Annotated in this window: 16 protein-coding genes; 5 read left to right on the forward strand and 11 right to left on the reverse strand. The window is 62.8% G+C overall.

Features of this window, described 5'->3' with window-relative positions; genetic code table 11:
• Positions 1-93: 93 nt before the first annotated feature.
• The 5 genes from truB to rimP all read right to left on the reverse strand — a co-directional run bounded on the left by truB (position 94) and on the right by rimP (position 6538).
• Positions 94-1035: a tRNA pseudouridine(55) synthase TruB gene (gene truB, locus LDZ28_RS07965; protein WP_244825402.1), complete on the reverse strand. Its 942-nt coding sequence runs from the start codon at positions 1033-1035 to the stop codon at positions 94-96.
• A 3-nt stretch (positions 1036-1038) separates the two neighbouring features.
• Positions 1039-1416 carry a 30S ribosome-binding factor RbfA gene (gene rbfA, locus LDZ28_RS07970; protein WP_244825403.1) on the reverse strand — a complete coding sequence of 126 codons (378 nt, stop codon included), beginning with the start codon at positions 1414-1416 and terminating at the stop codon, positions 1039-1041.
• Between the two features lie 107 nt (positions 1417-1523).
• Complete coding sequence (gene infB / locus LDZ28_RS07975; RefSeq protein WP_244825404.1) at positions 1524-4514, reverse strand: translation initiation factor IF-2; 2991 nt, start codon at positions 4512-4514, stop codon at positions 1524-1526.
• A gap of 93 nt (positions 4515-4607) precedes the next feature.
• A complete protein-coding gene (gene nusA, locus LDZ28_RS07980; protein ID WP_244825405.1) occupies positions 4608-6083 on the reverse strand; it encodes a transcription termination factor NusA in 1476 nt (491 codons plus the stop codon).
• Entirely contained in the window at positions 6080-6538 is a 459-nt protein-coding gene (gene rimP / locus LDZ28_RS07985) for a ribosome maturation factor RimP (RefSeq protein WP_244828058.1), read from the reverse strand. Before rimP ends, nusA begins: the two co-directional genes overlap by 4 nt.
• Positions 6539-6586: 48 nt before the next feature.
• Here rimP and LDZ28_RS07990 point away from each other — a divergent pair, with 48 nt between their 5' ends.
• Complete coding sequence (locus tag LDZ28_RS07990; RefSeq protein WP_244825406.1) at positions 6587-6877, forward strand: hypothetical protein; 291 nt, start codon at positions 6587-6589, stop codon at positions 6875-6877.
• 17 nt (positions 6878-6894) lie between these two features.
• Here LDZ28_RS07990 and LDZ28_RS07995 read toward each other — a convergent pair whose 3' ends face one another.
• From LDZ28_RS07995 to LDZ28_RS08010, 4 genes are all read right to left on the reverse strand, one after another.
• Positions 6895-8796: a pseudouridine synthase gene (locus tag LDZ28_RS07995; protein WP_244825407.1), complete on the reverse strand. Its 1902-nt coding sequence runs from the start codon at positions 8794-8796 to the stop codon at positions 6895-6897.
• 129 nt (positions 8797-8925) lie between these two features.
• Complete coding sequence (scpB, locus tag LDZ28_RS08000; protein WP_244825408.1) at positions 8926-9909, reverse strand: SMC-Scp complex subunit ScpB; 984 nt, start codon at positions 9907-9909, stop codon at positions 8926-8928.
• A 372-nt stretch (positions 9910-10281) separates the two neighbouring features.
• Positions 10282-11520 carry a pyridoxal phosphate-dependent aminotransferase gene (locus LDZ28_RS08005; RefSeq protein ID WP_244825409.1) on the reverse strand — a complete coding sequence of 413 codons (1239 nt, stop codon included), beginning with the start codon at positions 11518-11520 and terminating at the stop codon, positions 10282-10284.
• Positions 11521-11586: 66 nt separating this feature from the next.
• The gene (locus LDZ28_RS08010) at positions 11587-12489 is read right to left on the reverse strand and encodes a LysR family transcriptional regulator (RefSeq protein ID WP_244828060.1); all 903 of its coding nucleotides are present in this window, start codon (positions 12487-12489) and stop codon (positions 11587-11589) included.
• A 423-nt stretch (positions 12490-12912) separates the two neighbouring features.
• On the opposite strand from LDZ28_RS08010, the gene LDZ28_RS08015 reads away from it, so the two are divergent.
• Positions 12913-13314, forward strand: a complete 402-nt coding sequence (locus tag LDZ28_RS08015) for a transposase (protein WP_050454634.1) — start codon at positions 12913-12915, stop codon at positions 13312-13314.
• Between the two features lie 306 nt (positions 13315-13620).
• Positions 13621-13875: a hypothetical protein gene (locus tag LDZ28_RS08020; protein WP_244825410.1), complete on the forward strand. Its 255-nt coding sequence runs from the start codon at positions 13621-13623 to the stop codon at positions 13873-13875.
• Positions 13876-14058: 183 nt separating this feature from the next.
• On the opposite strand, the gene LDZ28_RS08025 is transcribed toward LDZ28_RS08020, so the two are convergent.
• Positions 14059-14370, reverse strand: coding sequence for a hypothetical protein (locus LDZ28_RS08025; RefSeq protein WP_244825411.1), 312 nt, complete (start codon positions 14368-14370; stop codon positions 14059-14061).
• A 408-nt stretch (positions 14371-14778) separates the two neighbouring features.
• Between LDZ28_RS08025 and LDZ28_RS08030 the strand changes: the two genes are divergently transcribed.
• Both LDZ28_RS08030 and LDZ28_RS08035 read left to right on the forward strand, forming a co-directional pair.
• Positions 14779-15366 (forward strand): YdcF family protein, encoded by a 588-nt coding sequence (locus tag LDZ28_RS08030; protein ID WP_244825412.1) that lies wholly within the window; start codon positions 14779-14781, stop codon positions 15364-15366.
• Between the two features lie 295 nt (positions 15367-15661).
• Positions 15662-15910 carry a hypothetical protein gene (locus tag LDZ28_RS08035; RefSeq protein WP_244825413.1) on the forward strand — a complete coding sequence of 83 codons (249 nt, stop codon included), beginning with the start codon at positions 15662-15664 and terminating at the stop codon, positions 15908-15910.
• A gap of 72 nt (positions 15911-15982) precedes the next feature.
• Here the strand turns inward: LDZ28_RS08035 and LDZ28_RS08040 are convergent, their stop codons facing one another.
• A complete protein-coding gene (locus tag LDZ28_RS08040; protein WP_244825414.1) occupies positions 15983-16387 on the reverse strand; it encodes a gamma-glutamylcyclotransferase in 405 nt (134 codons plus the stop codon).
• Positions 16388-16487: the final 100 nt, after the last annotated feature.

Raw genomic sequence — 16487 nt, forward strand, 5'->3', positions numbered from 1 at the left:
GCGGTTCGTTCAGCGTGGACGTAAAAAAGCCCAGACTTCTCGTCTGGGCTTTTTTTCGTTGCGCAGGTTGCAAGTCTGGCGTCGCTGACTCGCTCAGCCCGCCGTGACGATCAACCGTTCCGGCGCAAGCACGCCCTCGCCCGCTTTCGCCACGCCAAGCAGCCGTCCGCCTTCTTGCGTGTACACGCGCACGCGGCCCGCTTCGAGCATGTCCGTCGATACATCCGACAGCTTGAGGCGCTGGCCATGCAAAAAACGCCGGGTGGCATCGTCGTCCAGACGCACTTCCGGGAACGTCGACAGCAGCGCATCCACCGGCTGAAGCCACGCATCGCGCGCGGTTTCATCAATGTTCGCCAATGCATCGAGCGTCACCGCATGGTCGAGCGTCAACGCGCCCACGCCCGTCCGCCGCAACGCCGTCAGATGCGCGCCGCATCCCAACGTCTCACCGATATCCTCAGCCAGGGTGCGTACATACGTGCCCTTGCTGCAGGTCACGCGAAACGTGACGAGCGGCAACGCACACGCGATCATCTCTAACGCGTGGATGGTGACGTTGCGCCCTTCGCGCTCCACGGTCTGTCCCGCGCGCGCGTATTCGTAGAGCGGCTTGCCGTCACGTTTCAGCGCGGAATACATCGGTGGAATTTGCACGATCTCGCCGAGAAAGCGCGTCATGGCATCTCGCACAGCCGCTTCGTCGCACGTCACCGCGCGCTCGTCGATGGCTTCGCCTTCCGCGTCGCCCGTCGTCGTGCGCATACCGAGGCGCATCGTCGCTTCGTAGGTCTTGTCGGCTTCGAGCAAATCCTGCGAAAACTTGGTTGCTTCACCGAAACAAAGCGGCAGCAAACCCGTCGCGAGGGGATCGAGCGTACCCGTGTGTCCCGCCTTCTTCGCGAGAAAAAGCCGCTTCGCCTTGATGAGCGCGTCGTTGCTAGACAGACCGAGCGGCTTGTCCAGCAGCAACACGCCATCTAGCGCGCGCCGGGCAATCTTCGGGCGCGGCGAGTCCTTCGTTGCACCGCTCATCGCTCAGGCGCCTTCTTCGTCGTCTTTGGCGCGCGAGGCGTTCGCTTCGTCGATCAGACGCGACATCTCCACGGCCTTCTCGATCGTCTGGTCGTAGTGAAAGTGCAGCGTCGGCACCGTATGAATGTGCAGGCGCTTGAACAATTGGTTATGCAGATGCCCGGCCGCGTGGTTCAACGCTTCCTCGGTTTCCTTCGGGTCGCCGGTGAGCGTCGTGAAATAGACCTTCGCGTGCGCGTAATCGGGCGTGAGTTCGACGCTCTGCATCGTCACCATGCCGATGCGCGGATCTTTCACCTCGCGCATCAGCTCGGAGAGATCGCGCTGAATCTGATCGGCGATCTGCACGTTGCGATTCGGGGAAGTACGTTTTTTAGCCATGATGTTTTCCGTATATTCATCGCGCGCCGCACAAAAGAAAAAGGGCGGAGCGAGCCGCGCGGCCCGCTCCGCCCTCTCGCCTTGGCGGCTCGCTGCAAGTTACCGCTTTACAGCGTACGAGCCACTTCGGTCACTTCGAACACTTCCAGCTGGTCGCCTTCGACGATGTCGTTGAAGTTCTTCATCGAGATACCGCACTCGAAGCCCTGACGCACTTCCTTGACGTCGTCCTTGAAACGCTTGAGCGAGTCGAGTTCGCCGGTGTGGATCACGACGTTGTTGCGAATCACGCGCACCGAAGAGGAACGCTTGACCACGCCGTCCGTGACCATACAACCTGCGATAAGGCCGATCTTCGGCACGCGGATGACCTGGCGCACCTCGACCATACCCGTAACCGTTTCGCGCTTCTCCGGCGAGAGCATGCCGGACATTGCCGCCTTCACTTCATCCACAGCGTCATAGATGATGTTGTAGTAGCGAATGTCGATGCCGTTGGATTCCGCCAGCTTGCGGGCTTGCGCATCCGCACGCGTGTTGAAGCCGATGATGACCGCCTTCGAAGCCGTCGCCAGATTGACGTCCGACTCGCTGATCGCGCCGACCGCGCTGTGCACGATCTGCACGCGTACTTCGTTGGTCGAAAGCTTTTGCAGCGATTGCACCAGCGCTTCCTGCGAACCCTGCACGTCGGCCTTGACGATGAGCGGCAGATTCTGCACTTCGCCTTCGCCCATTTGCTCCAGCATGTTCTCGAGCTTCGCGGCCTGTTGCTTGGCGAGCTTGACGTCGCGGAACTTGCCTTGACGGAACAGCGCGATTTCGCGCGCCTTGCGCTCGTCCGGCAGCACGATGACTTCTTCGCCCGCAGCCGGCACTTCCGACAGACCTTGGATTTCCACCGGGATCGACGGACCCGCCGTCTTGGTCGGCTTGCCGGTTTCGTCCAGCATGGCGCGAACGCGACCGTATGCGCTGCCCGCCAGAACCACGTCGCCGCGATTCAACGTGCCCGACTGCACCAGGATGGTTGCGACCGGACCCTTGCCCTTGTCGAGCTTGGCTTCGATCACGAGACCCTTGGCCGGTGCGTCGATCGGTGCCTTCAGCTCCAACACTTCGGCCTGCAACGACACGTTTTCCAGAAGGTCGTCGATACCCTTGCCGGTTTTCGCCGACACTTCGATGAACGGGGAATCGCCGCCGTACTCTTCCGGCACCACGCCTTCCGCGACGAGTTCCTGCTTCACGCGGTCGGAATTGGCTTCCGGCTTGTCGATCTTGTTGATCGCCACGACGATAGGCACGCCACCCGCCTTCGCGTGGGCGATGGCTTCCTTCGTTTGCGGCATCACGCCGTCGTCGGCCGCGACCACCAAAATGACGATGTCGGTTGCCTTCGCACCGCGCGCACGCATGGCCGTGAAGGCCTCGTGACCCGGCGTGTCGAGGAAGGTGATGACGCCACGCGGCGTTTCGACGTGATATGCGCCGATATGCTGCGTGATGCCGCCCGCTTCGCCCGCCGCCACCTTGGCGCGACGGATGTAGTCCAGGAGCGAGGTCTTGCCGTGGTCGACGTGACCCATGACGGTGACGACCGGCGGACGCGGCAGACGCTCTGCCGTTTCTTCCGTGGTTTCGCCTTCGACCAGCAGCGCTTCCGGATCGTCCAGCTTCGCCGCGACCGCGCGATGGCCCAGTTCCTCGACGATGATCATCGCCGTTTCCTGATCCAGCACCTGATTGATCGTGACCATCTGGCCGAGCTTCATCATGATCTTGATGACTTCGGACGCCTTCACCGCCATCTTGTGCGCGAGATCGGCCACCGAGATGGTTTCCGGCACGTGCACTTCACGGATGATCGGCTCGGTCGGCGCCTGGAACGTGGTCTGTTCCTGATGCTTGCCGCGACCTTTCGGGCCACCGCGCCAGCCGCGATCGACGCCGCCGCTCGTGTCGCCGCGCGTCTTGATGCCACGGCGCTTGGACGCGTCGTCCTGCCAGCCGCCCTTGCCGCCGGCCTTCTTCTTGTCGCCCGCGGGTGCGGTCGTGGCGGGTGCCGCCGTGCCGCCCGCTGCCGGCTTCTTCGCCACGGCAGGACGTGCCGCCGTCGCGCCTTCCGGACGCGCCGGCTTGTGCAGCGTGCCCTTCGCTTCCGCAGCCTTGGCTGCTTCGGCCGGCTTGGCGACCACGGGCGCCGGCTCCGGCGCCTTTACCTGCGCCTTGCGCGGCGTGTTCATCATCTCGCGGATGGCGCGTGCTTCGGCTTCCGCTGCCGCGCGACGTTTCGCGATCTGTTCCTGTTCGACACGCGTTTTTTCAGCAGCGGCGCGCGCGGCGTCCTCCGCCTTCTTGGCGGCTTCGCGTTGCGCGGCGCGCTCGCTGGCAGCCTTCTCTTCCGCTGCCTTTTCGGCGGCTTCGCGTTGCGCGGTGTCGTCGACCTTCGGCTCGGGCTTCACTTCAGCCTTTGCATCGACCGTTGGCGGCGTGCGCGCTTCCTGACGCGCAGCCGATGCCGCGCGCGAGATTTCCGCTGCCTGCGCGGCAGCAGCCGCACGGCGCGCCGCTTCGTCTTCCTGACGACGACGCTCGGCTTCAGCCGCTTCCTCACGCTGACGACGCTCGCTTTCCTCGCGTTCGAGCTGAGCCTGACGCTCCTTCAGCTCGCGCTCTTCGCGCTCGAGCTGCTCGGCGGCGCGACGCGCTTCTTCCTCGCGGCGCTGCAATTCGGCTTCGTCGACTTCTTCCTCGACCGGAGCGGGCGCCTCGGCGGCTTGTTCCACGCCGGCCTCGTCGCGCTTCATGAATACACGCTTCTTGCGCACCTCGACCTGAATGGTGCGAGCTTTACCCGTTGCGTCAGATTGCTTGATCTCCGACGTATGCCGGCGGGTCAAAGTGATCTTGCGCTTGTCGGCGTCGGCGGAACCGTGCGACTTGCGCAAATGATCGAGCAGACGCGCCTTGTCCGTCTCGGACAGGTCGTCGTTCGCGCTTGCTTTCTGGACGCCAGCCGCCTGCAACTGCTCGAGCAGGACGCCCGCAGGCATTTTGAGTTCCGCGGCAAATTGGGCTACGTTGTTACTCGCCATTCATTCCTCTTGATGCAAGGACATATCCTTGCGGTTAGATCGGGGTCACGCGGCCAAACCGGCCGCCAAATATCAGTGCGCCATGGTCATTTCTCACTGGAACCAGTGTTCACGTGCTTTCATGATCAACGCCTTAGCGGCATCCTCTTCCACACCGGTCATTTCGACCAGTTCATCCACAGCCAGCTCCGCGAGTTCGTCGCGGGTCTGGATCTGGTGTTCAGCGAGCTTCGCGAGAAGCTCGTTGTCCATTCCTTCGAGACTCTTCAGATCGAGCGCGACGCCTTCGACCTTCTCTTCGTTGGCGATCGCCATGGTCAGCAACGCGTCGCGCGAACGGTTACGCAGTTCGTGCACCGTGTCTTCGTCGAAGGCTTCGATCTCGAGCATTTCGTTGAGCGGCACGTACGCGATCTCTTCGAGGCTCGTAAAGCCTTCGTCGATCAGGATGTCGGCGACTTCCTCGTCCACATCCAGACGCGCCATGAACAGATCGCGCAACTTGCCACGTTCTTCGTTCTGCTTCAGCGCCGATTCGTCCGGCGTCATGATGTTGATCTGCCAGCCGGTGAGCTCGCTGGCGAGTCGAACGTTCTGGCCGCTTCGGCCGATGGCAACCGCGAGTTCGTTTTCGTCTACGACGACGTCCATCGAATGCTTTTCTTCATCCACGACAATCGACTGGACGGCTGCCGGCGCGAGAGCGCCGATCACGAACTGGGCGGGGTCTTCCGACCATAGCACGATGTCCACGTTCTCGCCACCAAGCTCGTTGCGTACGGCCTGCACGCGCGAACCGCGGATGCCGACGCAAGTGCCGATCGGGTCGATACGCTTGTCATAGGCGATCACCCCGATTTTCGCACGCACGCCAGGATCGCGCGCGGCCGCCTTGATCTCCAGCAGGCCTTGCTCGATTTCCGGCACTTCCAGCTCGAACAGTTTCATCAGAAACTCGGGCGCGGTGCGCGAAAGCTCGATTTGCGGGCCGCGCGCCGTGCGGTCGACCTTGGCGATGTACGCGCGCACACGGTCGCCCACCCGCAGGTTTTCCTTCGGAATCAACTGGTCGCGGCGCAGCAGCGCTTCCACGCGACCGGATTCGACGATGAAATTACCCTTGTCCAGACGCTTGACCGAGCCGGTCATGATCTTTTCGCCGCGCTCGAGGAAGTCGTTCAAGATTTGCTCGCGCTCGGCATCGCGCACTTTCTGCAGGATGACTTGCTTCGCTGCCTGGGCGCCGATACGGCCGAATTCGATGGACGGAATCGGTTCTTCGATGAAGTCGTCCACCTGCGCGTCGGGCTGTTGCTCCTTCGCTTCGAACAGCAGAATTTCCTGATCCGGCTCTTGCAGGCCGGCCTCGTCCGGCACCACGCGCCAGCGGCGGAAGGTTTCGTGCTCGCCGCTTTCACGGTCGATCGCCACGCGAATGTCGACGTCTTCCTCGAACAGCTTTTTCGTTGCCGATGCAAGCGCAGCCTCCAGGGCTGCATACACCACGTCCTTGTTGACGTTCTTTTCGCGCGCCAGCGCATCCGCCAGCATCAAAACTTCGCGACTCATTGTTTGCGGCTCCTAAAGTCAACTTTGGGGACGAGACGTGCTTTGTCGAGGTCCGCGAGCGTGAAATCGAGCATCGCGGCGCCGTCCTTCCCTTCCAATTCCAAACCGATCGTGTCGCCGTCGGGGGCATGCAAAATGCCACGGTACGACTTGCGCCCGTCCAACGGCTTTTTCAATGTGATGACGACTTCGCTCCCCGCGAAGCGTTCGAAATCCGCCAGCTTCTTGAGCGGACGGTCGAGACCCGGCGACGAGACTTCGAGCCGGTCGTAATCGATATTCTCGACTTCGAGCACATACTGGAGCTGGCGTGTGACTTTCTCGCAGTCCTCGATGGCGATACCGCCCGGATGGTCGATATATATACGCAGCATGCCGCCTCCCGAACGCTCGAGATCGACAAGCTCGTAGCCTAAGCCCGAGACCGTGGTTTCAATCAGTTCCGTCAGTTGCACAGTCACTCCAAGGTGTTCGCGCGCTCCACGCCGACAACACCTGCGGGCATGCGCCATAAGCGGGCGCGCACCCTTCTTCCCCGAGATGCCGAACCGAAAAGCCAAAAAAAAATGGGCGCAACGCCCATCTTCTTCAACCGAGATCGCACTCAGGGCAGAGAGAAAAACTACGTGCCCAGCGACTTCATGATTTTAGCCATTTTTCGGGATAAACGCAAACGTAGACGGCCCGTTCAGGCTCGTTTCGTGCCGGAAGACAGACTTTTTGGCTTGCATTTGCAAAAAACGGTCGACGCCATGAAGAAGCCTGTCGACCGTTACTTGCGAATCCCGCAATGACGCGGATTCGACGACGGCTAGCGCCCGCGCGTCCGATTTCGCGGACCGCCGCGCGCCGGACCGCCTGGCTTGCCTTGTCCCGCGTTTTGCTGGCCGCCCGGACGATTGCCGCGCGGACCGTTGCCATTCGCGGCTCGCTTGGCCGGACCCGCCGCGCCCGGCGCACCACTTTGAGGACGCGCGCCGCGAGGACCGCCACGGCCGCCCGGTGCGCGATTGCCGTTAGCCTCGCCGCCGCCCGCGCGGTTGCCATTCGGCTCGGCGCCGTTGCGTCGGCCTGTGCCATTGCCGCTCCGGTTGCCCGGGCCGCCGCCGAAACCAGCACCCGCGCCGCCCATGCCGAAGCCGCCCGACATGCCGCCTGCCGCGCCGCGCCGACCGCCGCCGTTGCGTCCCGGCGTTTGCGACTGCGCGATGCGCGCATGCGACATCAGCACCGGCTCACGCGTGATGATGCCCATCGACGTCTGCATCGGATCGGGCTGCACGCGCGGTGCGGAACTACGGCCACCCTTTTCTTCGGTCGGCAGCTTGAGACCCACCGCCGCGAGCAGGCTGCGCACCTGGTTATCTTCGAGCTCTTCCCAGCGGCCACGCTTGAGACCGCGCGGCAACGCGATCGGACCGTGACGCGTGCGGATCAGGCGGCTGACCATCAAGCCCGCGGCTTCGAACATGCGGCGCACTTCGCGATTGCGGCCTTCAGCCAGCGCGACGTGATACCAGTGATTCGTGCCTTCGCCGCCACCATCTTGAATGCGCAGGAAGTTCGCGGGACCGTCGTCGAGTTCGACGCCCTTCAAAAGCTTCTGCTTCATCCCTTCCGACAACTGGCCGACCACGCGCACCGCGTACTCGCGCTCGACGCTATAGCGCGGATGCATGAAGCGGTTCGCCAGATCGCCCGAGGTCGTGAGCAGCAGCAAGCCTTCGGTATTGAAGTCGAGGCGGCCGACCGCGAGCCACTTGGCGGTTTTCATCGACGGCAGCTTGTCGAACACGGACGCTCGGCCTTCCGAGTCGGCGTGACTGACGATTTCGCCTGTCGGCTTGTGATAGAGCAAGACGCGCGGCGGTTTGCTCGCCAGCTTGCGCTTGAGCGGCTTGCCGTTGATACGCACCTGATCGGTCGGCATGATGCGCTGGCCGATATGCGCCGGCTCGCCGTTCACCGATACACGGCCCGCGATGATCAATTCTTCCATGTCGCGCCGCGAACCCATGCCGGCATCTGCAAGAACCTTGTGCAGCTTGGGCGCGTCGTCGTCCGGTTCGAGCACGCGCTTTTGCTGGGGCGCGTTGCGGCCACGGCGGAGCATCGGCGCGCGCACGCCGCTTACGCCGTTGTCGGCATCGAAGGCGGGGGACGTGACGTAGGCGAAAACGTCGTCGACATTGGCGGCTGCGGCGCGTTCGCCCGTTGCCGGTGCGGCTTCGGCACGCTTGCCGCGCGCTTGCTGCGGATTCTTGCGCCGGCCGCCTTCGCGCGGCGCGGCTTGAGGCGCGGCATCGGCGGCGACGGGCGCCTCGATTGCATCGACCGGTTCGCTTGCACCGGCTTCCGCCAATTCACGGCGCGGATTCCTGCGGCCGCCCTTTGCCGCGTTGGCGCGCGGCGCGCGGTTGCCCGCTTCCGTGCGCGGCTTTGCGACCGGTTCCGCGACGACGCCATCCGGCGCTGCCTCGGTCGCGGTGTCGGGTGAACCCGGCGCGCCTTCGGCGCCCTTGGTCTTGGCGACAGCGCGGCGCCGCGCGATCAGACTGCGTGGCCCGCGGCGCAGGCCGCGGCGCGGACGATCGTCGCCTTCGCCATTCTCGTCGCTGCGCGTGCGTTCGCCGGCGTCGGCCGGTTCATGGGCGTCCGCGGCGTGCACGGGGCGCGCGGAATCAGGCGAATCGCTGTCGTGGGAATGTGTCAAAACAACCTCAAATGTCGAATCGCGCGTCTCGTGAGGCGCGTCAAAAATTTCCGCTGATCGGTTCGGCCGGTCGTCTCGAAATGATCATTTTGGCGAGCCGAAGCGGATCAGGGGCCATGCAAAATTGCGTCAGGCGCGGCGCGCCGTAGGTTCTTCGGAGTCGTCGTCATCCGAAGCGAAGTCGTTCAATGCGCGCGTGTCCCGTTCATGGCCGTCTTGCGCGCCATCGGGCGGAGCGGGAACGGCTGAATCGTCGACTTCGTGCGCTTGCGTGCCGTCGGGATGCGCGTGCAGTTCAGGCGCGGCTCTCAGTGGCTGCGCGTGAATTGCGGCGTCCGGACCGGCATCGCGGGAGTCACTCGCGTCGGCGCTTTCGGGTGTTGCTTCAGGCTGTGCCGCGGTTACGTCCGCGGGCTGCACCCGCTCGGTGAGCGCGATGACGGACTCGGACACTTCATTCGGGTTGACTGGCGCACTTGCGGGATGTTCCCCGGCGGCAGTCGATTCATCCGCAATGCTGGCTGTGGGCGGTGTATCGCCGGCAACGCGATCCGGAAAGTCGATCGAATGCTGCGACAACAACGACGCTTCCAGTTGCGCCGACGGATTATCCAGCGCGGGCAATTCATCGAGCGCGGTCAGCCCGAGGTCATCCAGAAACTGCTTCGTCGTGGCGTAGAGCGCCGGACGTCCGGGCACGTCGCGATGGCCGATCACTTCGATCCAGCTCCGATCCTCAAGCTGCTTTACCACTTGCGTGTTGACGGTCACGCCGCGAATCTCTTCGATATCGCCACGCGTTACTGGCTGCCGGTAAGCAATGATCGCAAGCGTTTCAAGCACGGCGCGCGAATACTTCGGCGGCTTTTCCGGATGCAAGCGGTCGAGATAAGTCCGCATCGCCGGCTTGCTTTGAAAGCGCCAGCCCGTTGCGAGCGCGACCAATTCGACGCCGCGGCCCGACCAGTCGGCCTGAAGGCCTTCGAGCAGCGTGCGAAGGGTATCCGCCGATACGTCGTCGGCGAACAGCTTACGCAATTCACTCAGTCGCAGCGGTTCCTGCGCGCAAATCAATGCAGTCTCGAGGACGATCTTCGCCTCTTGAGTATTCATGCAGCTTGGGTCAACCCTAAATGGTCAATGAGTGGTCAATGAACGGCCAATGATTCGATTCAAACCGGACTTGCGTAGGTTCGAACGCCACCGAAACGGTGCGGACGATAAAGCTGGACGCTGAGTTTCAAGACGCGCTCGCCCGATTTTGGTCGGTCATATTGACTGGGAGCACGCACCGGGGAGAGGCGATATCGGGCGTTCGATCGAGCGAAGCGCCGGGCCATCCAGCCGGACGAGGTGGCGCTTTCCTGGATGAAAGCGCGTGACTGAGCGCCATATTACGCAAAAAGAACCGGTGCGTAAAGATGAATACGGGCGAACACGCAATCGGCGCGCTCCTTACTTCGCGCGCCGCCGAGATCCTCGACCTTAGACGCGCGTCGAAAGAAAGACGCGCAAACGCTCGACGCCCTTGTCGAGCCGCGCGGGATCGCACGCGTAGCACCAGCGCACGAAGCCTTCGCCCTCTTCACCGAACGCGCTGCCGGGCGCAAGCCCGAGACCGGCGTCGCGCACCAGCGACTTGCAAAGCTCGAGACTGCGCGACGCGCCGGGCAGCGAGAAGAACAGGTACATCGCACCGTCCGGCGCGCGCACGTCGACGCCGTCGATGGTCTGCAGCGCCTTGACCAGATGATCGCGGCTCGCGTGCAGGTCCGCGACGAGCGATTGCGTGAAACGCTCGCCCTCCTCGACTGCGACGATGCCCGCCTGCTGCACGAACGACGGCGCACACGACGTGTTGTATTCCACGAGCTTGCCGAGGTCGTCCATGAGACGCTCCGGCGCGACGATCCAGCCGAGCCGCCAGCCCGTCATGAGCCAGGCCTTCGAAAACGAATTCACGGCGATCACGCGTTCATCGCGCGATGCGAGGTCGAGGAACGACGGCGCAACCTTGCCGTTTCCGCCGTAATACAGGCGCTCGTAGACTTCATCCGCGACGATCCAGATGCCGTGGCGGCGGCAATGCTCGAGAACGGTGCGCTGCTGATCGCGCGTCATCGTCCAGCCGGTCGGGTTGTTCGGCGAGTTGATCATCAGCATGCGCGTCGACGGCGTGAGCGCGGCGAGCAGCCGGTCGAGATCGAGCGTCCAGCCGTTTTCGCCGTAACCGAGCGAAACCGTTTCGACGCTCGCGCCGAGAATCTTCGGAATCTCGACGAGATTCGGCCACAACGGCGTCACCGCGACCACGCGATCGCCCGCGCCGACGACGAGTTGCGCCGCCAGCATCAGCGCGTTCACGCCGGCGCTCGTCACCGCGACGTGCGCGGCCGACGTATCGCCATGCAAGGCCGTGACGTAGCGCGCGAGCGCCTCGCGCAAAGACGCGACGCCCAGATTATGCGTGTAGAACGTTGCGCCATCGGCGAGTGCGCGACTCGCGGCATCGCGAATGAACGGCGGCGTCACGCGATCCGATTCGCCGAACCAGAACGGCAGCACGTCCGGCACGCCGAAACCGGCATTCGCCACTTCGCGAATTTGCGACGGACGCAACGCCCGCACGGCATCGCGTGCGTTGGGCGCATGAGGCGCACCGCTTTCGCGCGCGCCCGTCAATTCGCTCAGTTCTGCGCTCACCGCGCCTTCCGATTCACTCATTGCACGCCTCGTCGAATAAAGAACGCAGTCTAACGCTCCCGGCACATTTTCGAGACAAACGGCCCGTCAGGTCAGTTGCTCGGCGCGCGGAGGCAGCGCGGCGATCAGCGACCAGACCGACTCCGCCGCCGGAGACAGCGAGCGGTCGCGCCTTCGTACGAGTTCCACGGTGCGCTCGGCGCGCGGTTCCAGCGGCAGCGCGATCAGCGAGGAATCCGCAGGCAAAGGCAGCGCGAGCCAGGGCAACACGCTCACGCCGACACCCGCCTCGACCAGTCCGAACACCGTCGCTGGATGGCCGAGCTCCTGCACCACCTGCGCCTGAACGCCGTGCCGCTGCATGACGGCATCGATGATTGGCCGGCTTCCCGAAGCCTGATCGAGCATCACGAGCCGCTCTCCCGCGAGCGCTTCCCATGGCGCCCCAGACTCGTGCGCGAGCGGGTGATCGCGGCGTGCGACGAGACAAAACGAATCGGTCATCACGGGCTGGCCGTGAAGGGCGTCGTCGGCCAAAGGCCCGATCACGACGCCGAAATCCGCTTCGCCCGACTTGACCTGGCGGAGCACGTCGGATTGGACATCGTCTCGCAGAATCAATGTGACGAGCGGAAATTCTCGCAGACACGACGCAATCACGCGCGGCATCAGCCGGCACGCGACTGTCGGGCTCGCCGCGACGATCACCCGGCCGCGCTTTTGTTGCCCCAATTCGCGCACTTCGTGGAGCGCGGAGTCGAGGTCGGCAATCAGGCGGGACACCGTGCCGACGAGATTGACGCCGACATCCGTCAACTGCACTTCGCGCGTCGTCCGGTCGATGAGCTTCAGCCCGATTTCCCCTTCCAGCTCGCGCACGCATCGGCTGACCGCCGACTGCGTCAGGCCGATTTCATCGCCCGCGCGGCTGAAACTACGCAACCGCGACACCTCGATAAAGACGCGCAACTGGCGCAGCGTCACGTTCAGCGATCCGTTCATTCCCGACGTTCATCAATAAGCCCGTTTCATACAGATTATAGCGGCGGCAACCACGACAATTCCTCCGAACGTACGTTTCGCTGCGGTGCAGCATAATTGCGAAAACGCACGCTGGATGGGCTCTCTGCACAGGATTGGTGATTGTCCCGATTTCTTATCCGGCTCGTTTCGGGTCTGATACGGGCCATGCTGGCGTTGCGTCAGCCTACTGCCATGCGGGTTTCCCGGATTTTGCGACGCGCATGGCACGGTTCTCGCATTTCATTGCGCACAGAGGTCGGGCGACGTGGCATTCAGAAACAATCGTCTGCCGCACCGTTCCGACTCTCTCCTGGTAATTCGTTCATCGGATTCCGACCAGAGTGCGCGGCGCGGGGCAGCGCACCGGGGTTAGCTTCGCTGAGGTGAGATATGGTGCTGTTCGACGATTTGAGAGATAACGAGTGGGCGCTGGTTGAGGCTTTGTTCTGTTCCGAGCCGGCGCGTAGTGAGCGGCGCGGCCGTCCGCGCGTCGAAGCGCGTTCGGTGGTCAACGCCGTGCTGTGGGTGCTCTCGACGGGTGAAGGCTGGTCGAAGCTGCCCGGGCGTTATCCTTCGCCCCCTACTTGCCGCCGCCGTTTCGACGAATGGCAGGCGGACGGCACGCTTGCCGAAATCGTGAAGCGTTTGTCGAGCAATGGCCGCGAGGTCTCGCTGCGCGGACGCATTGGTTCGAGCGCGGCCAAGCCGCCCGCGCCGCCGAGCCGCGATCGCCTGCGCGGTGCATTCTGGACCAACCCGGAATCGTGGCGCGCCCCGGCCAAGATGGCCTGATCTATCTGTTCCGCTCGAAGCAGGCTGATTCCATACATTCCTGTTTCGGCTCAGTTTCGCTTCATTCCCTGCACGCGGGCGTTCGGCCCGCGAGGCATCACCTTCCGCCGATGTTCGCCGCGCACGCCCTTCTTTGCGTGCCGGCCCTTCTCGCAGGTCATTGTATGGCTCGCCAAAAAAACTGGCGAGGCTCAGCTCAAACGGCGGAGAAACAACTCTTTACCATTGCTTACAGCGTGTTGGCTGCGCAAAGCATAGTTTGGTGAGTGGACTAACAGGCCCTGTTCGGGTTTGAGGGGACTCGCCATGAAGGTATCGATACTGCTCGCTTGCGGTGCGCTCGGCGCGCTGACGAGCGCGGCGGCATCTGGGCAAGCGCGGCCGCCGCCGGGGTCGGATTTGCATCTGAACACGAGAGCGGCCATGAGCGCGCCGCAGGATATCGCCCGGACGCGCGATGCGACGCCGCCCGCTCCGCGTGGCGATCTGCGCGGCGATATCGCGAGCAATGTGCGCGCGCGTCCCGATTCCGAAAGGGAGAGCCAGGGACGGCATCATTGACGGATGCGCGTTTGCGTAACAAAGTGCTGGACCATTCCCGTGCGAAACGGGATTTTTTTCGTCCGCGCCGGTGTGAAGCCACGGGAAAGACCGGACGCCCGAGAAGAAGCCCGGCGGACAAGACTGACGACGACGCTCCCTCGGCCTGTCAGCCGATCAGTCTCAGCTCCAAGCACGCGCCGTTTAGGCTCTCGCCTCGACTACGACTTCCTGGCCGCCGAACGAATAAGGTTCGCTGCGTCTCAAGTCCCAGTCGATCGAACGTTCGTCGCGGCAAAGCCGGTTGAATTCGTTTTTCCCGCGCTCGGTCACGACAGCGATATCCACGGGTGCATGAAAACCCGGCGCTGGCGCAACGGTGCGCTGTCTCGTGAGTTCGAGCAGCCCGAGTGCGCGCAGAAGGTCGAAACCTTTGGGACGTTTTGCCCAGGGAACCTGACGATACTGCGCTCGGCGAAGTGCTTCGAGTACGGCTTCGTTAGAATACGTGGTCATCTCGTTCTGTCTTCCTGTGCAGCCATGACGACGCTCGTGACGGTCGCAAGACGGTCCGCGACGTCGACTAAACGCGGCGCGCCGAATTTCGCGTTGCCAAGCATGATCAGCTTGCTGGCGAATGTTTGGCCGCCGCTTGCGTTAGGTGCTGCTTTCTATTACAAGCCCCCGTTGAGAGCGCGCTAATCACGCGCTTTACTGCGACACCCGCCGATGCGTTCCCGAAGTCCGCGATGACGGAACGAATTGTCCTCAAACCAATACGTTACCCCAATCAAATTGGTTCTATTTACTTTATTGCTGCTTTTTTTTGCATTATTTGCGCTTTGGCGACGCCGCCGCGTCCAGATTGCCGTTCTCACCGTCATTTTGGCGTGGGCGTGCGGTAGCGGATGGTTCGCCGGGCCTTTGCTCAATCTGGCGCAACAGGGCTTTGATCAGACGATCACGCCGGACTTCGCACCCAAGACCGACATCGTTCTGATGGGCGGCGGAACGGACAGGGAAGGCACGGGGCTCATCCCGAAAGCCGACTCGATCCCGCGCATTGCGGCGGCGGCGAAGTTGTACCGGGAGTGCCGTGCGTCCGGTGCGTCGTGTCGATTGATCCTGAGCGGCGGCGACCCGCAAAACCACGGTCAGGCCGAAGCGGACAATTACGCGCCTTACGTGCTTGCGCAGGGCGTCGCGCCGGGCGATCTCATCCGCGAAAATCAAAGCCTCAACACTTATCAGAACGCGCGTAATGTCGCCGCCATTCTGGGTGATGCACGTGACAGCGATTTGATCGTCATTACGTCGGCGTATCACATGCGCCGCTCGCTGGCCGCGTTCGATGCATTCGGTTATCGTCCGCAGGCCTACGTTTCAGATGTGCGACACAACTCCGTCACACTTCTGCCGCGCTTACGGAGCTTCGAGAACAGCGAGCTTGCGGCGCACGAACTCGTGGGCATGGCGCGCTTCGAGGTGTATCGCTGGCTGCGTCTTTATTGAAGGCGCTGGCCGAATGCGTGAATCGATTGCGCGAGGTTTAGTCAGGACTAGCTAGCAACGAGCCGCGCCTGTAAGATCGCGCACCGGCTTTTCGAGGGCCGGCCAGGAATCGTGGTTCGACACGTCGTTGCCCGAATCGGGGTCTACGATAAGTACGGTCCGAAGCGCATTGCCGAAGACGTTCGGGTAGCGAAGCACCTCGGTGCGATGCGGGACTGGATTTTGCTCCGAACTATGCGGCAATACCCGAATCGGACAGGCGATTCCCGGATTCAACTGTCACCAGGAGGTTAAAATGAAGAAAGTGTCCGTGGCTGTTCTGTTGTCGTTGAGCGCGATTGCATCGGTGGCCTATGCTCAAAGCGAGCAAGGCGTGACGATGAGCACCGATCCCGCGAAGATCGCGGACGTCGAATCGCGCGCACAAGCTCTGCAATCGTCGCAGCAAGACAGTATGCAAGGCATGCATTCGCAGCCCGTGCATAAGTCGGGTAGTCATCACAAGAAGTCGCACGGCAAGTCGACGACCGGTTCGAGCCAGTAAGTTCGCTTCCGGCCGCACGGCTAGTTCTGTCGCGCTGCGCTCTGGTGCGTGAGCACCTCGGGCGCAGCGTAATCAGCGAACAAGCCAATCGCCGCTTGATATCTTCGGTAGTCCTGCAACTGATTGCGCCGAGACGGGGTACATCAGGCAATCGATGCGCGTTCTCGTGCCATCCAATTCCACTTCGACGTGCATCCGGTGCGAGCGAAACAGTCCTTCCACACCGGGATACACCTCTTCGATTTCATCGAGCACAGGCACAAGCGATTCTTCGATTCGATAGATATCGCCACGAATCGGCGCACCGGTATCGCCATCGAGCACTAGTCCGGGATAAGCGCCGAAATCGAAAAGATGACCGCGCACGTGCGCCGCGCCCAGATACTCCGGTGTCGCCAGATCATGGCGCTCTGCCGCGCGATTGATATCATTGGCTTCGCCCGCGCGCAGGGTGCCGTACACAAAGACGTATTGCATCGGAGAATGCCGCTCCATTCGTGGCGTTGAACGATCCGCGCATTATGCCCCGCGAAAATGCGCTGCCGGCGGGCCGTCCAAGCTTCCGCCCGAAAGGCGA

The sequence above is a fragment of the Caballeronia sp. TF1N1 genome (assembly GCF_022878925.1).
Taxonomy (GTDB): Bacteria; Pseudomonadota; Gammaproteobacteria; order Burkholderiales; family Burkholderiaceae; genus Caballeronia.

Coding starts and splice junctions, on each gene's coding strand:
- LDZ28_RS08040 (WP_244825414.1), bottom strand. CDS start 16,387: ATGCAATACGTCTTTGTGTACGGCACCCTGCGCGCGGGCGAAGCCAAT.
- rbfA (WP_244825403.1), bottom strand. CDS start 1,416: ATGGCTAAAAAACGTACTTCCCCGAATCGCAACGTGCAGATCGCCGAT.
- infB (WP_244825404.1), bottom strand. CDS start 4,514: ATGGCGAGTAACAACGTAGCCCAATTTGCCGCGGAACTCAAAATGCCT.
- LDZ28_RS08015 (WP_050454634.1), top strand. CDS start 12,913: ATGGTGCTGTTCGACGATTTGAGAGATAACGAGTGGGCGCTGGTTGAG.
- LDZ28_RS08025 (WP_244825411.1), bottom strand. CDS start 14,370: ATGACCACGTATTCTAACGAAGCCGTACTCGAAGCACTTCGCCGAGCG.
- LDZ28_RS08005 (WP_244825409.1), bottom strand. CDS start 11,520: ATGAGTGAATCGGAAGGCGCGGTGAGCGCAGAACTGAGCGAATTGACG.
- scpB (WP_244825408.1), bottom strand. CDS start 9,909: ATGAATACTCAAGAGGCGAAGATCGTCCTCGAGACTGCATTGATTTGC.
- nusA (WP_244825405.1), bottom strand. CDS start 6,083: ATGAGTCGCGAAGTTTTGATGCTGGCGGATGCGCTGGCGCGCGAAAAG.
- truB (WP_244825402.1), bottom strand. CDS start 1,035: ATGAGCGGTGCAACGAAGGACTCGCCGCGCCCGAAGATTGCCCGGCGC.
- LDZ28_RS08020 (WP_244825410.1), top strand. CDS start 13,621: ATGAAGGTATCGATACTGCTCGCTTGCGGTGCGCTCGGCGCGCTGACG.
- LDZ28_RS08035 (WP_244825413.1), top strand. CDS start 15,662: ATGAAGAAAGTGTCCGTGGCTGTTCTGTTGTCGTTGAGCGCGATTGCA.
- LDZ28_RS07990 (WP_244825406.1), top strand. CDS start 6,587: ATGCGCCATAAGCGGGCGCGCACCCTTCTTCCCCGAGATGCCGAACCG.